Source organism: Brevibacterium sp. CS2, from assembly GCF_005280295.1.
In the GTDB taxonomy this organism is placed as follows: Bacteria; Actinomycetota; Actinomycetes; order Actinomycetales; family Brevibacteriaceae; genus Brevibacterium; species Brevibacterium pityocampae.
Genome location: NZ_CP040020.1, coordinates 1,709,497 through 1,727,237, shown reverse-complemented (window position 1 = coordinate 1,727,237; position 17,741 = coordinate 1,709,497). Strand labels below are relative to the sequence as shown.

General features: G+C 65.6%; 11 protein-coding genes and 3 rRNA genes. 7 read left to right on the top strand and 7 right to left on the bottom strand.

Going from position 1 to position 17,741, the window contains the following annotated elements:
- Positions 1–4: 4 nt before the first annotated feature.
- Together FDF13_RS07635 and FDF13_RS07630 are read right to left on the bottom strand one after the other, a co-directional pair.
- Positions 5–1,795, bottom strand: coding sequence for a DEAD/DEAH box helicase (locus tag FDF13_RS07635; RefSeq protein WP_137319123.1), 1,791 nt, complete (start codon positions 1,793–1,795; stop codon positions 5–7).
- Positions 1,796–2,056 carry a DUF3039 domain-containing protein gene (locus tag FDF13_RS07630; RefSeq protein ID WP_137319122.1) on the bottom strand — a complete coding sequence of 87 codons (261 nt, stop codon included), beginning with the start codon at positions 2,054–2,056 and terminating at the stop codon, positions 1,796–1,798.
- 32 nt (positions 2,057–2,088) lie between these two features.
- On the opposite strand from FDF13_RS07630, the gene FDF13_RS07625 reads away from it, so the two are divergent.
- Entirely contained in the window at positions 2,089–2,709 is a 621-nt protein-coding gene (locus FDF13_RS07625) for a flavin reductase family protein (protein WP_137319121.1), read from the top strand.
- A 99-nt stretch (positions 2,710–2,808) separates the two neighbouring features.
- On the opposite strand, the gene gdhA is transcribed toward FDF13_RS07625, so the two are convergent.
- From gdhA to FDF13_RS07600, 5 genes are all read right to left on the bottom strand, one after another.
- The gene (gene gdhA, locus FDF13_RS07620) at positions 2,809–4,152 is read right to left on the bottom strand and encodes an NADP-specific glutamate dehydrogenase (protein WP_175406908.1); all 1,344 of its coding nucleotides are present in this window, start codon (positions 4,150–4,152) and stop codon (positions 2,809–2,811) included.
- Positions 4,153–4,771: 619 nt separating this feature from the next.
- Positions 4,772–4,888, bottom strand: a 5S ribosomal RNA gene (gene rrf, locus FDF13_RS07615).
- 201 nt (positions 4,889–5,089) lie between these two features.
- Positions 5,090–8,199 (bottom strand): 23S ribosomal RNA (locus FDF13_RS07610).
- A 439-nt stretch (positions 8,200–8,638) separates the two neighbouring features.
- Positions 8,639–10,166: ribosomal RNA gene (locus FDF13_RS07605) — 16S ribosomal RNA — on the bottom strand.
- The 16S, 23S and 5S rRNA genes sit together here, the layout of an rRNA operon.
- Before the next feature lie 487 nt (positions 10,167–10,653).
- Positions 10,654–11,418, bottom strand: coding sequence for an SOS response-associated peptidase (locus tag FDF13_RS07600; protein ID WP_137319120.1), 765 nt, complete (start codon positions 11,416–11,418; stop codon positions 10,654–10,656).
- 285 nt (positions 11,419–11,703) lie between these two features.
- On the opposite strand from FDF13_RS07600, the gene FDF13_RS07595 reads away from it, so the two are divergent.
- From FDF13_RS07595 to FDF13_RS07570, 6 genes are all read left to right on the top strand, one after another.
- Positions 11,704–12,201, top strand: a complete 498-nt coding sequence (locus FDF13_RS07595; RefSeq protein WP_137319119.1) for a MarR family winged helix-turn-helix transcriptional regulator — start codon at positions 11,704–11,706, stop codon at positions 12,199–12,201.
- 180 nt (positions 12,202–12,381) lie between these two features.
- Positions 12,382–13,548, top strand: coding sequence for an acyl-CoA dehydrogenase family protein (locus FDF13_RS07590; RefSeq protein WP_137319118.1), 1,167 nt, complete (start codon positions 12,382–12,384; stop codon positions 13,546–13,548).
- A complete protein-coding gene (locus FDF13_RS07585) occupies positions 13,549–14,604 on the top strand; it encodes an enoyl-CoA hydratase/isomerase family protein (protein WP_137319117.1) in 1,056 nt (351 codons plus the stop codon). It begins immediately after the preceding gene.
- A complete protein-coding gene (locus FDF13_RS07580; RefSeq protein WP_137319116.1) occupies positions 14,601–15,377 on the top strand; it encodes an enoyl-CoA hydratase in 777 nt (258 codons plus the stop codon). Before FDF13_RS07585 ends, FDF13_RS07580 begins: the two co-directional genes overlap by 4 nt.
- A 340-nt stretch (positions 15,378–15,717) precedes the next feature.
- Positions 15,718–16,692: a nitronate monooxygenase family protein gene (locus tag FDF13_RS07575; RefSeq protein WP_137319115.1), complete on the top strand. Its 975-nt coding sequence runs from the start codon at positions 15,718–15,720 to the stop codon at positions 16,690–16,692.
- A gap of 50 nt (positions 16,693–16,742) precedes the next feature.
- On the top strand, positions 16,743–17,669 hold the full coding sequence (locus FDF13_RS07570; RefSeq protein ID WP_137319114.1) for a DMT family transporter: 927 nt from the start codon (positions 16,743–16,745) through the stop codon (positions 17,667–17,669).
- Positions 17,670–17,741: the final 72 nt, after the last annotated feature.

Sequence of the window (17,741 nt, the reverse complement as noted above, 5' to 3'; positions counted from 1 at the left end):
CGGCTCAGGAGCGGCCGACGAACCAGGCCTGGAGCTTCTTGATCCGGGCCTGGATCTGTGCGCGGCTCGCCTGCGCGACCGCCGGCCCGCCGCAGGCGGCGCGGAGCTCGACGTGGATCTTGCCGTGCGGCTTGCCCGTACGGCGCGCCCAGGCGCCGACGAGGCTCTGCAGCTGGTTCCGCTCCTCCTTGAGCGCGCGGTGCTCGAGCTCGTCGCCGGTGTCGGCGACCGGCCCGGGGCCGGCCCCGTTCGTCTTGCGCTTCGTCTGCTCTGCCTGGCGGGTGCGCAGCAGCGCGGTGACCTGGTCGGGTTCGAGCAGTCCGGGCAGGCCGATGAAGTCGAGCTCGTCGTCCGAGCCGACCGCTCCCCCGGCACCGAACTCGCCGCCGTCGAACAGCACCCGATCGAACGATGCCTGTGCGTCGAGGGCCTCGAAGGCCCCGAGCAGGTCGTCGGAGGCGGACTCCGACTGGTTGGCGCGCTCGAGTGCCTCGTCGTCGAAGGTCACCGTGCCGTCGTCGTCGGGGTCCGGCTTCCGATCGAGCGCGTGGTCGCGCTCGGCCTCGAGCTGGTTGGCCAGCGCGAGGAGGATCGGCACGCTGGGGAGGAAGATCGAGGCGGTCTCCCCACGCCGCCGGGCGCGCACGAAGCGGCCGATCGCCTGCGCGAAGAACAGCGGGGTCGACGAGGAGGTGGCGTACACGCCGACGGCGAGCCGCGGCACGTCGACGCCCTCGGACACCATCCGCACGGCGACCATCCAGCGGCGCTCGGAGTCCTGGAACTCCTCGATCCGCCGGCTCGCTCCGGCCTCGTCGGACAGGACGACGGTGACCGGCTCCCCGGTCAGCTCCGTGAGGCGCTTCGCATAGGCGCGCGCGGTCTCCTGATCGGTGGCGATGACGAGTCCGCCGGCGTCGGGGACGGTGCGGCGGACCTCGGTGAGGCGCCGGTCCGCGGCGGTGAGCACGGCGGGGATCCATTCGCCCCTGGGGTCGAGCGCGGTGCGCCAGGCCTGGGCGTGGATGTCCTTCGTCGCCTCGGCGCCGAGCACCGCCGACATCTCGTCGCCGGTCTTCGTCCGCCAGCGCATCTGGCCGGAGTACGTCATGAAGATCACCGGGCGCACCACGCCGTCGCTGAGCGCCCGGGCGTAGCCGTAGGAGTAGTCCGACTGGGAGGTGCGGATGCCCTCGTCGTCGGGCGCGTACTCGACGAACGGGATCGCCGAGGTGTCGGAGCGGAAGGGCGTGCCGGTGAGCGAGAGCCGGCGCCGGGCGGGCTCGAAGGCCTCCCGGATGGCCTCGCCCCAGGACAGGCTGTCGCCGGCGTGGTGGATCTCGTCGAGGATGACGAGGGTGCGCGCGGCGGCGGTCCGGTTGTGGTGGAGCACCGGCTTCGCCGCGACCTGCGCGTAGGTCACCGCCACACCGTGGAAGCCGGCGCCGTGGCGGCCCTGACTGTTCTTGAAGTGCGGGTCGAGCCGGATGCCCACGCGCCCGGCGGCGTCGGCCCACTGCGTCTTGAGGTGCTCGGTGGACGCGACGACGGTCACCCGGTCGACCTTCTGCTGGGCGAGGAGCTCGGCGGCCAGCCGGAGGGCGAACGTCGTCTTGCCGGCGCCGGGCGTGGCGACGGCGAGGAAGTCGCGCGGTTCGGTGCGGAAGTACTGCTCCAGGGCCTCGGCCTGCCAGGCACGCAGCTTGCCCGCGGTTCCCCACGCGGCGCGTTCGGGGAATGCGGGTGGCAGGTGCTCTGCCGCTGAGGTTCCCGGGACCCTCTGCGGACCCGTCATCTACTCCTGGGGTCCTTCGGGCATCGTCTCGAAGATCTCCTTGCACTTGGGGCACACCGGGAACCGCTCGGGGTCACGGGTGGGCACCCACACCTTGCCGCACAGCGCGATGAGCGGGGTGCCGGTGACCATGGACTCCATGATCTTCGCCTTGGGTGCGTAGTGGGAGAAGCGCTCGTGGTCGCCGGGCTCGACGAGCTGCTCCTGGGCCTGGCGCTCGATCGTGGCGGCGCCGCCGGACTGCGGAATGGTTTCGGACATGCCCCCATTCTAGGACTCCTAGACTGGAGTGCATGTCCGACGACCCTCGCCCCACGCCCGCCTACCACCCGCCCGCCGCACCCGTCGACCCGTCTCCGGCGTCCCCGGAGGCGCGCCCACCAGGCCGTTCCGCGGCGCTCGGGGACCCGGGGTTCGTCGACGCCTACCGAGGTCTGGCCGCGGAGATCTCCCGGGGTGTCGCGGTTCTCACATGCCTGCGCGCCGGGAAGCCGCAGGCGATCACCGTCGACTCGTTCCTCGACGTGTCATGGGACCCGCCGACGATGGCGGTGAGCGTGTACAGCGGTTCGCGGATGATGGAGGCGCTCGAACGCGCCGACTCCTGGGCGCTCAGCGTCCTGTCCGCGCAGCAGAAGGGGACGGCGCAGTGGCTGGGCGAGCCCGGGCAGCCGCTCCACGGCGTCCTCGACCCGGTCCCGACGTTCCGCTCCCCCGGCGGGCTGCCGATCGTCGCCGAGGCGCCGGTGTGGTTCGAGCTCGCGCTGACGCAGCGGCTGGAGGTCGCCACGCACACACTCATCGTCGGCGAGGTCCGGACATGCGGAACGGCCGGCACCCGGGGCACCGGCCGTCCGCTCATCCGGTTCGGGGAGGGGTACGGGACGTTCGCGCCCCGCGCCGGTTCCTCCTAGGGCTCCCGGGGCCCGGGGCCCGACCGCGTCGCCGCGATCGCTCCGCACTGTTCCCCACCTACGGGGTCTGCGGGAGGGGTACGCCGGGCGGTACGCGGCTCAGACGACTCCCTGGGCCCGCATCGCCTCGGCGACGCGGACGAAGCCGGCGATGTTCGCCCCGGCAACGTAGTCGCCGGGGGTGCCGTACTGTTCGGCGGCGGCCGCGCAGCGCTCGTGGATGCCGGACATGATCTCGTCGAGCTTGTGCTCGGTGTAGGCGAAGTCCCAGCTGTCGCGCGAGGCGTTCTGCTGCATCTCGAGGGCGCTCGTGGCCACGCCGCCGGCGTTCGCGGCCTTACCGGGGCCGAACAGCACGTTGCCCTCGGTGAAGATCCGCACGGCGGCCGGGGTGCACGGCATGTTCGCGCCCTCCGCCACGGCGACCACGCCGCCGGCGACGAGCGCCCGGGCCGAATCCTCGTCGAGCTCGTTCTGGGTGGCGCACGGCAGGGCGATGTCGGTGCTGATCTCCCACACGTTGCCGTCCTCGACGTAGCGGGCGCTCGAGCGCTGCTCCGCGTACTCGGAGATCCGCAGCCCGTCGGTGAGCTTGATCTGCTTCATGAGCGCGATGTCGATGCCCTCGCGGTCCTCGATGTAGCCCGAGGAGTCCGACATGCCGATGACCGTGGCGCCGAGCGCCTGGGCCTTCTCCGCGGCGTGGATCGCCACGTTGCCGGAGCCGGAGACGACGACGGACTTGCTGCCGAGGTCGATGCCACGGACGGCGAGCATCTCGCGGACGAAGAACACGAGACCGTAGCCGGTGGCCTCGGTGCGGACCATCGATCCGCCGTAGGCCAGCCCCTTGCCGGTGAGCACGCCGGCCTCGAAGCGATTGGTGATGCGGCGGAACTGGCCGAACAGATAGCCGATCTCGCGCTCGCCCACGCCGATGTCGCCGGCCGGCACGTCGGTGTACTCACCGATGTGCCGGTAGAGCTCGGTCATGAGCGACTGGCAGAAGCGCATGATCTCGAGATCGCTGCGCCCCTTGGGGTCGAAGTCGGAGCCGCCCTTGCCGCCGCCGATCGGCATGCCGGTGAGCGCGTTCTTGAAGGTCTGCTCGAAGCCGAGGAACTTGATGATGCCGGAGTTCACCGTCGGGTGGAAGCGCATGCCGCCCTTGTAGGGGCCGAGCGAGGAGTTGAACTCGACACGGTAGGCACGGTTGATCTGCACCTGGCCGCTGTCGTCGACCCAGGGCACCCGGAAGATGATCTGGCGCTCGGGTTCGCAGAGGCGCTCGATCGCGGCGAGCGAGAGGTACTCGGGGTGCTTCTCGACGACGGCGCCGAGGGAATGCAGAACCTCGTGCGCGGCCTGGTGGAACTCGGACTCGCCGGGGTTCCTCCGCAGGACGGTGTCGAAGATCGGCTGAAGGCTGGTATGCAAGGACATGAGTGCAATGATATGCGGTCAACCGGTTGGTCCATCACGCGGCCCATCCCCCGAGACTCCCGCCCCTCCAGAGGTCAATATCCGAAGGTTCCTGAGAGCGGAACAGCCGATCTGTGCAAGGTCACCGTGTCCCACCGGAAGCCCCGCGACCGACCCGCAGCCCGGGACGCGCCCTCAACCGCAGAGACAACGCACTGACACCGGGTAGCGCACTCGCCGGCCAGCAACGAGGGATCTTGGTGAGACGTCGGCATCCGGGGTCGAGGTGCCCGCGATGCGAAGCAGGACCGGAGCACATTCGGGGAGCCGGCAGCATCAAGGGAGACGCCACGAATACCGGGAGCTGCCTCCGCACCCAGTGGACGTGATGGGTGGCGGGACCCGCAGGGTTCGCGGACCGAAGATGGTGCCGACCCGGGGCGACGAAGGGCAGCCACCGGAACCCGCGGTTCCGGGGTCTCGTGTCGGTGGGTGGTGCCTGTGGGTGAATGAGAGAAGGCACACCCGGGCGTGGGTGTGCCTGACGATGGGACGACGACAATCGGTCGGGGTGTGCTTGGTGTTGAATGGGCGAAGGCCCCGAAACACTGGGTTTCGGGGCCTTCGCTCGTGAAGAATATTGCGGCGGTGACTTACTCTCCCACACCCTGTCGAGTGCAGTACCATCAGCGCTGGCAGGCTTAGCTTCCGGGTTCGGAATGGGACCGGGCGTTTCCCTGCCGCTATGACCACCGCAAAACCATGGGACGAACACGCTCGCACGTGTCCGGTTCCTGCGGAACCACCCAGGACCGCTGCCGGCCGGGATGGTCATTGTTCTAGTGGACGCGAAGCATACTCACCAACCCGACGGTTGGCGTGTGCTCTCATAAGAGGATTCAAACACGGTGTTGTGTGTGCTTGTGTTACCCGACCCGAACACACCCGGAAAAGGGTGGTGGGTGAGTGATCGGCGTATTAGTACCAGTCAGCTCCACGCATTGCTGCGCTTCCACATCTGGCCTATCAACCCCATAGTCTGTAGGGCGCCTCAATGGAAATCTCATCTTGAAGCAGGCTTCCCGCTTAGATGCTTTCAGCGGTTATCCTTTCCGAACGTAGCCAACCAGCCATGCACCTGGCGGTACAACTGGCACACCAGAGGTTCGTCCGTCCCGGTCCTCTCGTACTAAGGACAGCCCTTCTCAAATTTCCTACGCACGCAGCGGATAGGGACCGAACTGTCTCACGACGTTCTAAACCCAGCTCGCGTACCGCTTTAATGGGCGAACAGCCCAACCCTTGGGACCGACTACAGCCCCAGGATGCGACGAGCCGACATCGAGGTGCCAAACCATGCCGTCGATATGGACTCTTGGGCAAGATCAGCCTGTTATCCCCGAGGTACCTTTTATCCGTTGAGCGACCGCGATTCCACAATCCACGGCCGGGTCACTAGTCCCAGCTTTCGCTCCTGCTCGACACGTCCGTCTCACAGTCAAGCTCCCTTGTGCACTTACACTCGACACCTGATTGCCAACCAGGCTGAGGGAACCTTTGGGCGCCTCCGTTACTCTTTGGGAGGCAACCGCCCCAGTTAAACTACCCATCAGGCACTGTCCCTGAACCCGATCAGGGTCCGAAGTTAAGGAATCCACTATGGCCAGAGTGGTATTTCAACGATGACTCCACACACACTGGCGTGCATGCTTCACAGTCTCCCACCTATCCTACACAAGCCACACCGAACACCAATACCAAACTGTAGTGAAGGTCTCGGGGTCTTTCCGTCCTGCTGCGCGTAACGAGCATCTTTACTCGTAGTGCAATTTCGCCGAGTTCGTGGTTGAGACAGTGGAGAAGTCGTTACGCCATTCGTGCAGGTCGGAACTTACCCGACAAGGAATTTCGCTACCTTAGGATGGTTATAGTTACCACCGCCGTTTACTGGGGCTTAAATTCTCCGCTTCGAACCGAAGTTCTAACAGGTCCTCTTAACCTTCCAGCACCGGGCAGGCGTCAGTCCGTATACATCGTCTTACAACTTCGCACGGACCTGTGTTTTTAGTAAACAGTCGCTTCTCCCTGGTCTCTGCGGCCACCACCAGCTCAGAAGAGAAAATCTTCCTCACCAGGATGGCCCCCCTTCTCCCGAAGTTACGGGGGCATTTTGCCGAGTTCCTTAACCACGATTATCTCGATCGCCTTAGTATTCTCTACCTGACCACCTGAGTCGGTAATAGGGTACGGGCGGCTAGAACCTCACGTCGATGCTTTTCTCGGCAGCATAGGATCACCGGATCACCCACCAGATGTGGGTGCCCATCAGCTCTCAGACACATGACAGACGGATTTACCTACCTGTCGTCCTACGACCTTAGACCACGACAACCATCGCGCGGCCCGGCTACCTTCCTGCGTCACACCTGTTAATACGCTTACCTACTACACATTCAGGTCCCACCCTCGACCGCACACCCGTCCCGAAGGACAGGAGACAGTCTCGGCTGGTTAGTATCACATGCCTCGGTATTGGCGGTTCTTCGCCGGTACGGGAATATCAACCCGTTGTCCATCGACTACGCCTGTCGGCCTCGCCTTAGGTCCCGACTTACCCAGGGCGGATTAGCCTAGCCCTGGAACCCTTTGGTCATCCGGCGGACGGGTTTCTCACCCGTCTTTCGCTACTCATGCCTGCATTCTCACTCGTATAGCCTCCACCACTGGATCACTCCGCAGCTTCACCGGCCATACGACGCTCCCCTACCCAATACCACAACTCAACCAACCGGACATGCCGGCGGCTCATCACACGTGGTATTGCCACAACTTCGGCGGTGTACTTAAGCCCCGCTACATTATCGGCGCGGAATCACTTGACCAGTGAGCTATTACGCACTCTTTCAAGGGTGGCTGCTTCTAAGCCAACCTCCTGGTTGTCTTCGCAACTCCACATCCTTTCCCACTGAGCACACGCTTAGGGGCCTTAGTTGGTGGTCTGGGCTGTTTCCCTCTCGACTACGAAGCTTATCCCCCGCAGTCTCACTGCCACGCTTACACTTACCGGCATTCGGAGTTTGGTTGACGTCAGTAACCCGGTGGGGCCCATCAGCCATCCAGTAGCTCTACCTCCGGCAAGCAACACGCAACGCTGCACCTAAATGCATTTCGGGGAGAACCAGCTATCACAGAGTTTGATTGGCCTTTCACCCCTAACCACAGGTCATCCCCTCCATTTTCAACTGAAGTGGGTGCGGGCCTCCACACGCTCTTACACGTGCTTCACCCTGCCCATGGCTAGATCACTCCGCTTCGGGTCTAGGACACGCGACTGGGACGCCCTCTTCGGACTCGCTTTCGCTACGGCTACCCCACCAGGGTTAACCTCGCCACGCACCGCTAACTCGCAGGCTCATTCTTCAAAAGGCACGCCATCACCCCGAAAGGCTCTGACGGCTTGTAAGCACATGGTTTCAGGTACTATTTCACTCCCCTCCCGGGGTACTTTTCACCATTCCCTCACGGTACTATCCGCTATCGGTCATCAGGGAGTATTTAGCCTTACCAGGTGGTCCTGGCAGATTCACACGGGATTACACGAGTCCCGTCCTACTCGGGAACCATCACACACAACCAGCACACGTTTCGTCTACGGGACTCTCACCCACTCCGGTCAGGCTTCCCAACCTGTTCGACTACGCACACAACAGCCATGCCCAAGGAATGCAGCCCTCAGACGGATAGCCCCACAACACCGCACATGCAACACCTGCACGCTTGACACACACACGGTTTAGGCTCTTCCGCTTTCGCTCGCCACTACTCACGGAATCATTCTTATTTTCTCTTCCTGTGGGTACTGAGATGTTTCACTTCCCCACGTTCCCCCCACACACCCTATATATTCAGATGCGGGTCACGACACATGACATGTCGCGGGGTTCCCCCATTCGGACACCCTCGGATCACCGTTCGTTTACCAACTCCCCGAGGCTTATCGCAGGTTACAACGTCCTTCATCGGCTCCTGATGCCAAGGCATCCACCATGCGCTCTTGAACACTCACACACCCCCACACACTGACACGCAGCATGACCAGGAGCATCCGAGTCGGATAACACAAGAAACACAACAACAAAATCACACAGAACACCCCACACACACCCACGGCATGTATGCGATGTCCAGATGCTCGCGTCCACTATACGATTCTCAAACAACCAGCAGACCCCACCCCACACACCAACCCGAACGGTTGATGCCGGCAGCAGGACCGCCATCCACAGAAAAACACCCACCCACAAATGTGGGGGCCTGTTCTCCCAGGACCCAACAGCGTGCCCATCCCCCACCAACCGGACCGCACCCTGTGCGACCCGCCGGCAAGCACCCCCACCCGGATCCGAAGACCCCAGTGAGAGCAGTTCTTGTGATGTTCCACCCATGAGCAACCACCACGGACACGAACGGCCCGAGCGTGGCAACACGTAATGTGTTAGCTCCTTAGAAAGGAGGTGATCCAGCCGCACCTTCCGGTACGGCTACCTTGTTACGACTTAGTCCCAATCACCAGTCCCACCTTCGACGGCTCCCCCCCACAAGGGTTAGGCCACCGGCTTCGGGTGTTACCGACTTTCGTGACTTGACGGGCGGTGTGTACAAGGCCCGGGAACGTATTCACCGCAGCGTTGCTGATCTGCGATTACTAGCGACTCCGACTTCACGTAGTCGAGTTGCAGACTACGATCCGAACTGAGACCGGCTTTCTGGGATTCGCTCCGCCTCACGGCTTCGCAACCCTCTGTACCGACCATTGTAGCATGCGTGAAGCCCAAGACATAAAGGGCATGATGATTTGACGTCATCCCCACCTTCCTCCGAGTTGACCCCGGCAGTCTCCTATGAGTTCCCACCATCACGTGCTGGCAACATAGAACGAGGGTTGCGCTCGTTGCGGGACTTAACCCAACATCTCACGACACGAGCTGACGACAACCATGCACCACCTGTACACCAGCCCAAAGGGCTGAACCATCTCTGGCACATTCCGGTGTATGTCAAGCCTTGGTAAGGTTCTTCGCGTTGCATCGAATTAATCCGCATGCTCCGCCGCTTGTGCGGGCCCCCGTCAATTCCTTTGAGTTTTAGCCTTGCGGCCGTACTCCCCAGGCGGGGCACTTAATGCGTTAGCTACGGCGCGGAATCCGTGGAATGGACCCCACACCTAGTGCCCAACGTTTACGGCATGGACTACCAGGGTATCTAATCCTGTTCGCTCCCCATGCTTTCGCTCCTCAGCGTCAGTTACAGCCCAGAGTCCCGCCTTCGCCACCGGTGTTCCTCCTGATATCTGCGCATTTCACCGCTACACCAGGAATTCCAGACTCCCCTACTGCACTCTAGTCCGCCCGTACCCACTGCACGCGCAAGGTTGAGCCTTGCGTTTCCACAGCAGACGTGACAGACCACCTACGAGCTCTTTACGCCCAATAATTCCGGACAACGCTTGTACCCTACGTATTACCGCGGCTGCTGGCACGTAGTTAGCCGGTACTTCTTCTGCAGGTACCGTCACCCGAAGGCTTCTTCCCTACTGAAAGAGGTTTACAACCCGAAGGCCGTCATCCCCCACGCGGCGTCGCTGCATCAGGGTTTCCCCCATTGTGCAATATTCCCCACTGCTGCCTCCCGTAGGAGTCTGGGCCGTGTCTCAGTCCCAGTGTGGCCGGTCGCCCTCTCAGGCCGGCTACCCGTCGTCGCCTTGGTAGGCCATCACCCCACCAACAAGCTGATAGGCCGCGAGCCCATCCCCAACCGAAAAACTTTCCACCACCACTCCATGCGGAGAATGGTCATATCCGGTATTAGACCCAGTTTCCCGGGCTTATCCCAGAGTCAGGGGCAGGTTACTCACGTGTTACTCACCCGTTCGCCACTCATCCACCCACAGCAAGCTGCAGGCTTCAGCGTTCGACTTGCATGTGTTAAGCACGCCGCCAGCGTTCGTCCTGAGCCAGGATCAAACTCTCCATAAGAAAAATACAATCCCAGCCAAAAGAAAAAGACAGAGAAAATGATTTCTCCACCAAATTTTCAATCAACCAGTTACAACAAAAAAACTGGCATCACAAAAACAAACAAACACGCTATTGAGTTCTCAAAGAACAGACGCTGTCCGCAGTTCACCCAACGTTTCCGTTGTGCTCTCCGCAGCGCGGCCGAGTTCCTACTCTAGACCCGAGCCGACCTGCTGCGCAAGTCGTATCTGCTGTGACCTGAGCCACATTCCATCAGCCGGCGGATGTCCGCCGAGAGACTTCATCGGGTGCTGCTCTTCTGCCGTTCCAGTGGAAGCGGGGCGCTGTGATCGGTTCGTATCCGACCGATCCGGCCCGCTCGCTTCGGTGTTTCCGTCGAGCAACAGAGATGACTCTAGACGAGCTCCGCCCGGCGATGCAAATCGGCCGGCGGTGCGTGTCCCGCGGCCCCGGATCCGCGCCTCGAGCGGGGGCCCGCACCCGTTCAGGGGACCCGCATCTCGTCGACGGGCGCCATGAGGTCGGCGGACTGGTTCCGGACGTTCCCCACGGCTCGATCCACCCGGTAGCGCTCGACCCGGTTCGGATCGAAGCCGTCGACGAGCGTGCGGAGGAGTTCCTGCGCCTCGTCCTTGCCCGCTGTCGGATCAGCCCACGCGTTGATGTCTGCGGCGGTGATCATCACCGGCATCCGGTCGTGGACCTCGGCGAGGTGGCCGGCGGCCGGCGCGGTGATGATCGTCGTCGACACCAGCCAGCCGTCCTGCACTGCCGGGTCCGAGGATCCCGGGCCGGCAGTCGCGTCGGCCTCGGCGCCGGCGAAGACCTGCTTGCGGAACTCGAAGAGGCCGGCCATGAAGAGCGGGCCGTCCGCGGCCTGCATGAGCCAGGGCGTCTTGGCGCCCGATGCGTCCGTCTGCCATTCGTAGTAGCCCCCGACGGGAACTGCGCAGCGCTGGCGGGCGAACGCGGAGCGGAACATCGGCTTCGACCCCACCGTCTCCGACCGCGCGTTGAAGGCCCGGAAGCCGATCTTCTCCTCCTTCGCCCACCCCGGCACGAGCCCCCAGCGCGCGGATTCGAGGCGGCGGACGAGCTCACCGGACTCCGCCGGCCGGTCGATGATGATGGGCAGGACCGCACCGGGCGGCACGTTGTACCGGGGAGCGAATCGATATCCCACGGTGTCGATGTCGAGCTCGTCGACGAGGTCGGTCGGATCGAGGTGCATATTCAGTCGTCCGCACATGGCGCCATCCTCTCACCCCACACCGGTCTGCACCGGCTCCTCACCCCACACCGGGCTGCGCGGGCACTGCTGTGCACCGGCCCCTCACCCTGGACCGGCCTGCGCCGGCGCTGCTGCGCACCGGAGCCGCGCACCGCGATCATCGCACCCCCGGGTGTTTCACTAGACTGGACGGCGGCGAAGGATCCGGCCGAGCGACGCAGCGGAGAGAGATGCTCGACGGAGACGACCGGAACAGCGAAGACTGCCGGGACGGCGGAGACGACGAAGGTGAGGGGACGGTCGATGCGCGCGGAGTTCGATCCCATCGAGGAGTCGCGCAAGCAGTGGCTCGCGCACGGCTGGTCCGATTCCGCCGACGGCATGACGCTGGTGACCTCCATCATGCGCGCCCACCAGCTCCTCCTCGCCCGCGTCGATCGCACCCTCAAGCCGTTCGCCCTGACCTTCTCCCGGTACGAGGTGCTCGCGCTCCTCTCCTTCACCCGCCGCGGATCGCTGCCGATGAACAAGATCACCAAGCGTCTGCAGGTCCATGCCACGTCGACGACGAACTCCGTCGACCGGCTCGAGGCAGCGGGCCTCGCCGCCCGGCGGCCGCACCCCGCCGACGGGCGGACCACCCTCGTGGAGATCACCGAGGCCGGTCGCACGCTCGTGGCTCGGGCGACCGCCGCGCTCAACGCCGAGGTGTTCGACTCCCCCGGCCTCGAGGCCGCGCCGCTGCAGCGCCTCCTCGGCGACCTAGCCGCCCTGCGCGCCGGGCTCGAACCCGAGGCCTGACCGGGCCCGGCACGCGGCGGCCGCGCCCGGCGCCCTCCGCACTGCCGCTCCCCGCGCCCCCTCCCCTCGGGCCATCTAGGGTCCATCCAGAATTAGTTGGACGTCCAAGTATTCGCGTCTAGACTGGCCGTGATCGCCGCCACACCGAACAGGCCGCCGCACCGAACGGAAGGAGTCGCCATGGCACGCAGCACCGCAGCTGCCCTGACCTTCGGGCTCACCGAGGACCAGATCGAGCTCGCCGGCATGTGCCGGGAGTTCGCCGACGCCGAGATCGCCCCCCATGCCCTCGACTGGGACGCCGAGCACCACTTCCCCGTCGACGTCATCAAGCGCACCGCAGAGCTCGGGATGGGCGGGATCTACGTGCGCGAGGAGAACGGCGGCTCCGGCCTGGGCCGGATGGACGCCGCACTGATCTTCGAAGCCCTCTCCACCGCCTGCCCCTCCGTGGCGAGCTACATCTCGATCCACAACATGGTCGCCTGGATGCTCGACAAGTACGCGTTTCCCGAGCAGCAGGAGAAGTGGCTCACGCCGCTGACCTCGTTCGAGGCGCTCGGCAGCTACTGCCTGACCGAGCCCAATGCCGGCTCCGATGCCGCCGCCCTGCGCACCACCGCCCGCCGCGACGGCGACCGCTACGTGCTCAACGGCGTCAAGCAGTTCATCTCCGGCGCCGGCGAATCGGAGATCTACCTCGTCATGGCCCGGACCGGGCAGGAGGGCGCGCGCGGGATCTCGACCTTCGTCCTCGAGAAGGGCATGGAGGGCCTGACCTTCGGCGCCAACGAGAAGAAGATGGGGTGGCGCGCCCAGCCCACCCGCCAGGTGTTCATGGAGAACGTCAGTGTGCCGGCGGAGAACCTCATCGGCGAGGAGGGACAGGGATTCAAGATCGCGATGTCCGGCCTCGACGGCGGCCGCCTCAACATCGGCGCCTGCTCGCTCGGCGGCGGCCAGTCCGCGCTCGAGAAGGCGATCACCTACATGGGTGAGCGGCAGGCCTTCGGCACCGAGCTCACCGGGTTCCAGGCGCTGCGCTTCACGCTGGCCGACATGCAGGCCCGCCTCGAGTCCGCCCGCTCCCTGCTGTGGCGCGCGGCCACAGCCTACGACGCCGGCGATCCGAACACCTCGCTGCTGTCCGCGATGGCGAAGCTCACCGCGACCGACACCGGGTTCGACGTCGCCAACGACGCCCTGCAGCTGTTCGGCGGCTACGGATATCTGACAGAGTATGGAATCGAGAAGCTGGTCCGCGATCTGCGGGTCCACCAGATCCTCGAAGGCACGAACGAGATCATGCGGGTGATCATCTCCCGCAAGAGCACAGGAGTGGGATAAATGACGACCTCCCCCGATGACGAGGCGACAGTCATCATTCGGACAGTCGGTGCGCTCGGTCGCATCGAACTCAACAAGCCCAAGGCGATCAACGCCCTGTCCACCGACATGGTGCAGACGATCGACCGGGCGCTGCGGCAGTGGGCCACGGACACCCAGGTGGCCGCGGTGCTCATCACCGGCCGCGGCGAGCGCGGACTGTGCGCGGGAGGTGACATCAAGGCGATCCATCGCGACCTCACGGAGGGCGCGAACGCCGGCAACATGACCTTCTGGGCCGACGAGTACGCGATGAACCACCTCATCGCCGAGTACCCGAAGCCCTACGTCGCGATCCTCGACGGCATCACCATGGGCGGCGGCGTGGGCGTCTCCGTCCACGGCTCGCACCGGCTGGTCACCGAGACCACCAAGGTGGGCATGCCGGAGACCGGGATCGGGCTGTTCCCCGACGTCGGCGGCACCTACCTGCTCGCGCAGCTCCCGAGCGAGGTCGGGATGTACATGGGACTGACCGGCCAACCGGTCGGACCCGGAGCGGCGATCGCCTACGGCCTCGCGGACACGTACATCGACCGCGACCGGATCCCCGAGCTCGTCGAGGCCCTCGAGGCCGAGGCCTTCGCCGTCGACACGGTCATCGCCCGCTTCGCCGAGGAGGCCCCCGAGAACGAGCTCTCCGTGGCCGAGGGGTGGATCGCCGCGTGCTTCTCCGCCGACTCCGTCGTCGAGATCATCGACCGGCTGCGGCAGCACCCGAACGAGGACGCGCAGAAGACGGCGGAGCTGCTCGGGACGAAGTCCCCGCGCTCGCTCGCGGTGACCTTCGAGATGATCCGCACCGCGAAGGACATGAAGCTCGAGGAGGTCCTCGAACGGGATCTCCGCGCCGCCTCGGAGATCGGCCGGCGGCCCGACCTCACCGAGGGCATCCGCGCCCAGGTCATCGACAAGGACCGCAATCCGCAGTGGGACCCGCCCACGCTGGCCGGGATCACCGAGGACGAGATCCGGGCTATTCTCGACACCGAACAGGAGAGGACGGTCTTCCCATGACCGATTTCGACACCGTGCTCGTGGAGAAGGGTGAGGGCTACGGCATCATCACTCTCAACCGCCCCAAGGCCCTCAACGCGCTGAATCTGCAGGTGCTCACCGACGTCACCGCGGCCGCCGCGCAGCTCGATGCCGATCCCGAGGTGTCGGCGATCATCATCACCGGCGCGGACCGCGCGTTCGCCGCCGGAGCCGACATCAAGGAGATGCAGAGCCTCGACTTCGCGACCGCGTACAAGGCCGATTGGTTCGCCGGGTGGACCCGCCTGTCCGAGGTCCGGGTGCCGATCATCGCCGCGGTCAACGGCTTCGCGCTCGGCGGCGGCTGCGAGCTCGCGATGATGTGCGACATCCTCGTCGCCTCGACCAAGGCGAAGTTCGGCCAGCCCGAGATCAACCTCGGGGTGCTCCCCGGGATGGGCGGCTCCCAACGACTGACCCGTGCGATCGGCAAGGCCAAGGCGATGGACCTGTGCCTCACCGGCCGCATGATCGGCGCCGAGGAGGCCGAGCGCTCCGGGCTCGTCGCCCGCGTCGTCGAGCACGAGCAGCTGCTCGACGAGGCGAAGGAGATCGCCGCGACGATCGCGGCGAAGTCGCAGATCGCCTCGGCGATGGTCAAGGAGGCGATCAACGTCGCCTTCGAGACCACGCTCGAGCAGGGGCTGCGCTACGAGCGCCGGCTGTTCCACGCCTCGCTCGCGACGAACGATCAGAGCGAGGGCATGGCCGCCTTCGTCGAGAAGCGCGAGCCGGGCTTCACCCACACCTGAGCCGGCGGCTGCGCGGCCCGGGCTCGCCGGCGGCCTTGGCTCGTCGGCGACTTCGGCTCGTCGGCTTCGCGGCCCGGGGCACGGGCACGACCGCGGTCGGACCGCCCTGCACGCCCGGCGCCCTGTCGTGTACCGGACGTTCGTTCGCCGATGCGCACGAACGCACACCTCGCAGCTCACCCAGGAGCACCGAAAGTTCCCCCAGGTCAGAACATCGACCTGGGGGAACGTCGCATTCAGTCAGCCCTGACTCTTTCACCTTCCATGCAGTTGCGTTAAAGTCCTAGAGGAGAGGCGTCCGCGGACGCCCGCGCCATCGTCGACATTCTGAGGAGAACTCATGGCTCTGCCCGATGTGCTCACCCGCCCGCTGCGACTGCCCGTCATCGCATCCCCGCAGTTCATCGCATCCGGACCGGAGCTCGTCAAGGCCCAGTGCCAGGCCGGCGTGATCGGGGCGTTCCCCACGCTCAACGCCCGCCCGCTGCCGATGCTCGACGAGTGGTTCCACGACATCCGGGAGTCCAACGAGGCCTATGCCAAGGCCCATCCGGGCGAGCCCGTGGGCACCTTCGCCGCGAACTTCATCGTCCACAAGACGAACAACCGCCTTGAGGAGGACCTCGAGCTCGTCGTCAAGCACGAGGTGCCGCTCGTCATCACCTCGCTCGGCGCGCGCGAGGACGTGTACGAGGCCGTCCACTCCTACGGCGGTGCGGTGCTCCACGACGTCATCAACAACCGGTTCGCCCACAAGGCGATCGAGAAGGGCGCCGACGGCCTCATCCCCGTCGCCGCCGGAGCCGGCGGGCACGCCGGACCGCAGTCGCCGTTCGCTCTCATGCGCGAGATCCGTGCCTGGTTCGACGGACCGATCGCCCTGTCCGGCGCGATCGCCCACGGCCAGTCGGTCCTCGCCGCCCTCGCCACAGGCGCGGACTTCGCATACATCGGCTCCGCCTTCCTCTCCACCCCGGAGGCGAACATCCAGGACGGCTACCGGAAGATGATCGTCGAGTCCGGGGCCGACGACATCGTGTACTCCAACCTGTTCACCGGCGTCCACGGCAACTACCTGCGCGGATCGATCGAGGCGGCCGGCCTCGATCCGAACGACCTCCCGGAGTCCGATCCCTCGAAGATGAACTTCGGCTCCGGCGGCAACACCGAGGCCAAGGCCTGGAAGGACATCTGGGGCTCGGGCCAGGGTGTCGGCGCGATCACCGAATCGCTCCCGACCGCGGACCTCGTCGCACGCCTGGCCGACGAGTTCGAGCAGGCGAAGAAGGACCTCTTCGCGCGCCTCGGCGACTGAGTCCCGCCGCCGCTGCCGTCGCCGCGATGGCCGGGCTCTAGGCTGAGCCCATGGGAGTCCTCGCCGCGGCGGCGTTCGCCTTCATCTGGTCGACGGGTTTCGTCGTCGGCCGGTTCATCCACGGCGCCGCGGAGCCCAACGTCTTCCTCGCGCTGCGGTTCGGGATCGCCGCGGTGCTCCTCTTCGCCGTGTGCGCGATCCGGCGCCCGCCGATGCCGGATGCCCGCACCGTCGGGGCGCACCTGGGGATCGGCGCGCTCGTCAACGGCGTGTACCTGTGCCTCGTCTACATCGCGATCGCCGACGGACTGCCGGCCGGCATCATGGCCCTGTTCGGCGGCTGGCAGCCGGTGCTCACCGTGCTCGTCGTCGCCCTGCTCACCCGCCGAGCACCGCGGGTCACCGTCGTCCTCGGCATCGCCGTGTCGCTCACCGGGCTCGTGCTCGTGCTCGGCCCCGGGATGCGCAGCGGTGCGATCACCGGGCTCCTCCTCGTCCTCGCCGTGCTCGCGATCACCGGGCTGACGATCGGCATCATGCTCCAGCCGCGCGTGCGCACCGCGGCGATGCTGCCCTCGCTCGCCTGGCAGATGACAGGCGGCGCGCTCGTCGCCGTGCTCGCTGCGCTCCTGCTCGGCGAGCGCCTGCCCGGGCCGAGCCTGCAGCTGTTCGGCGCGCTCGCATGGTCGGTGCTCGGGATCTCCGTCGTCGGGATGGCGCTCATGCTCCACCTCGTGCGCACGACCTCCCCGACGACCGTGGCGATCGTCGTGCTCGCCGCCCCGCCGCTCGCCGCCGTGCAGACGTACCTGCTGTTCGGCGACACCCTCACCCTCCTCCAGGTGGCCGGCGTCGTGGTGTCACTCGTCGGGGTGGGAGTGGCCCGGGTCGCCGAGGCGCGCTCAGCTCTTCCTGGACGCGTCGGCCCCGCGTCGGAGGCCGACGGAGAGGATCCCGCCGGCCGCCGGCTCGGATGAGCGGGCCGCCGGCGCTGATGAGCGGGCCGCCGGCGCTGATGAGCGCAGCGCCGACTGAAATGGGCGGTCGCC

Bases quoted from the DNA above. Each gene is read 5' to 3' on its own strand.
- FDF13_RS07635 (WP_137319123.1), bottom strand. From the start codon at position 1,795: ATGACGGGTCCGCAGAGGGTCCCGGGAACCTCAGCGGCAGAGCACCTG.
- FDF13_RS07630 (WP_137319122.1), bottom strand. From the start codon at position 2,056: ATGTCCGAAACCATTCCGCAGTCCGGCGGCGCCGCCACGATCGAGCGC.
- FDF13_RS07625 (WP_137319121.1), top strand. From the start codon at position 2,089: ATGTCCGACGACCCTCGCCCCACGCCCGCCTACCACCCGCCCGCCGCA.
- gdhA (WP_175406908.1), bottom strand. From the start codon at position 4,152: ATGTCCTTGCATACCAGCCTTCAGCCGATCTTCGACACCGTCCTGCGG.
- FDF13_RS07600 (WP_137319120.1), bottom strand. From the start codon at position 11,418: ATGTGCGGACGACTGAATATGCACCTCGATCCGACCGACCTCGTCGAC.
- FDF13_RS07595 (WP_137319119.1), top strand. From the start codon at position 11,704: ATGCGCGCGGAGTTCGATCCCATCGAGGAGTCGCGCAAGCAGTGGCTC.
- FDF13_RS07590 (WP_137319118.1), top strand. From the start codon at position 12,382: ATGGCACGCAGCACCGCAGCTGCCCTGACCTTCGGGCTCACCGAGGAC.
- FDF13_RS07585 (WP_137319117.1), top strand. From the start codon at position 13,549: ATGACGACCTCCCCCGATGACGAGGCGACAGTCATCATTCGGACAGTC.
- FDF13_RS07580 (WP_137319116.1), top strand. From the start codon at position 14,601: ATGACCGATTTCGACACCGTGCTCGTGGAGAAGGGTGAGGGCTACGGC.
- FDF13_RS07575 (WP_137319115.1), top strand. From the start codon at position 15,718: ATGGCTCTGCCCGATGTGCTCACCCGCCCGCTGCGACTGCCCGTCATC.
- FDF13_RS07570 (WP_137319114.1), top strand. From the start codon at position 16,743: ATGGGAGTCCTCGCCGCGGCGGCGTTCGCCTTCATCTGGTCGACGGGT.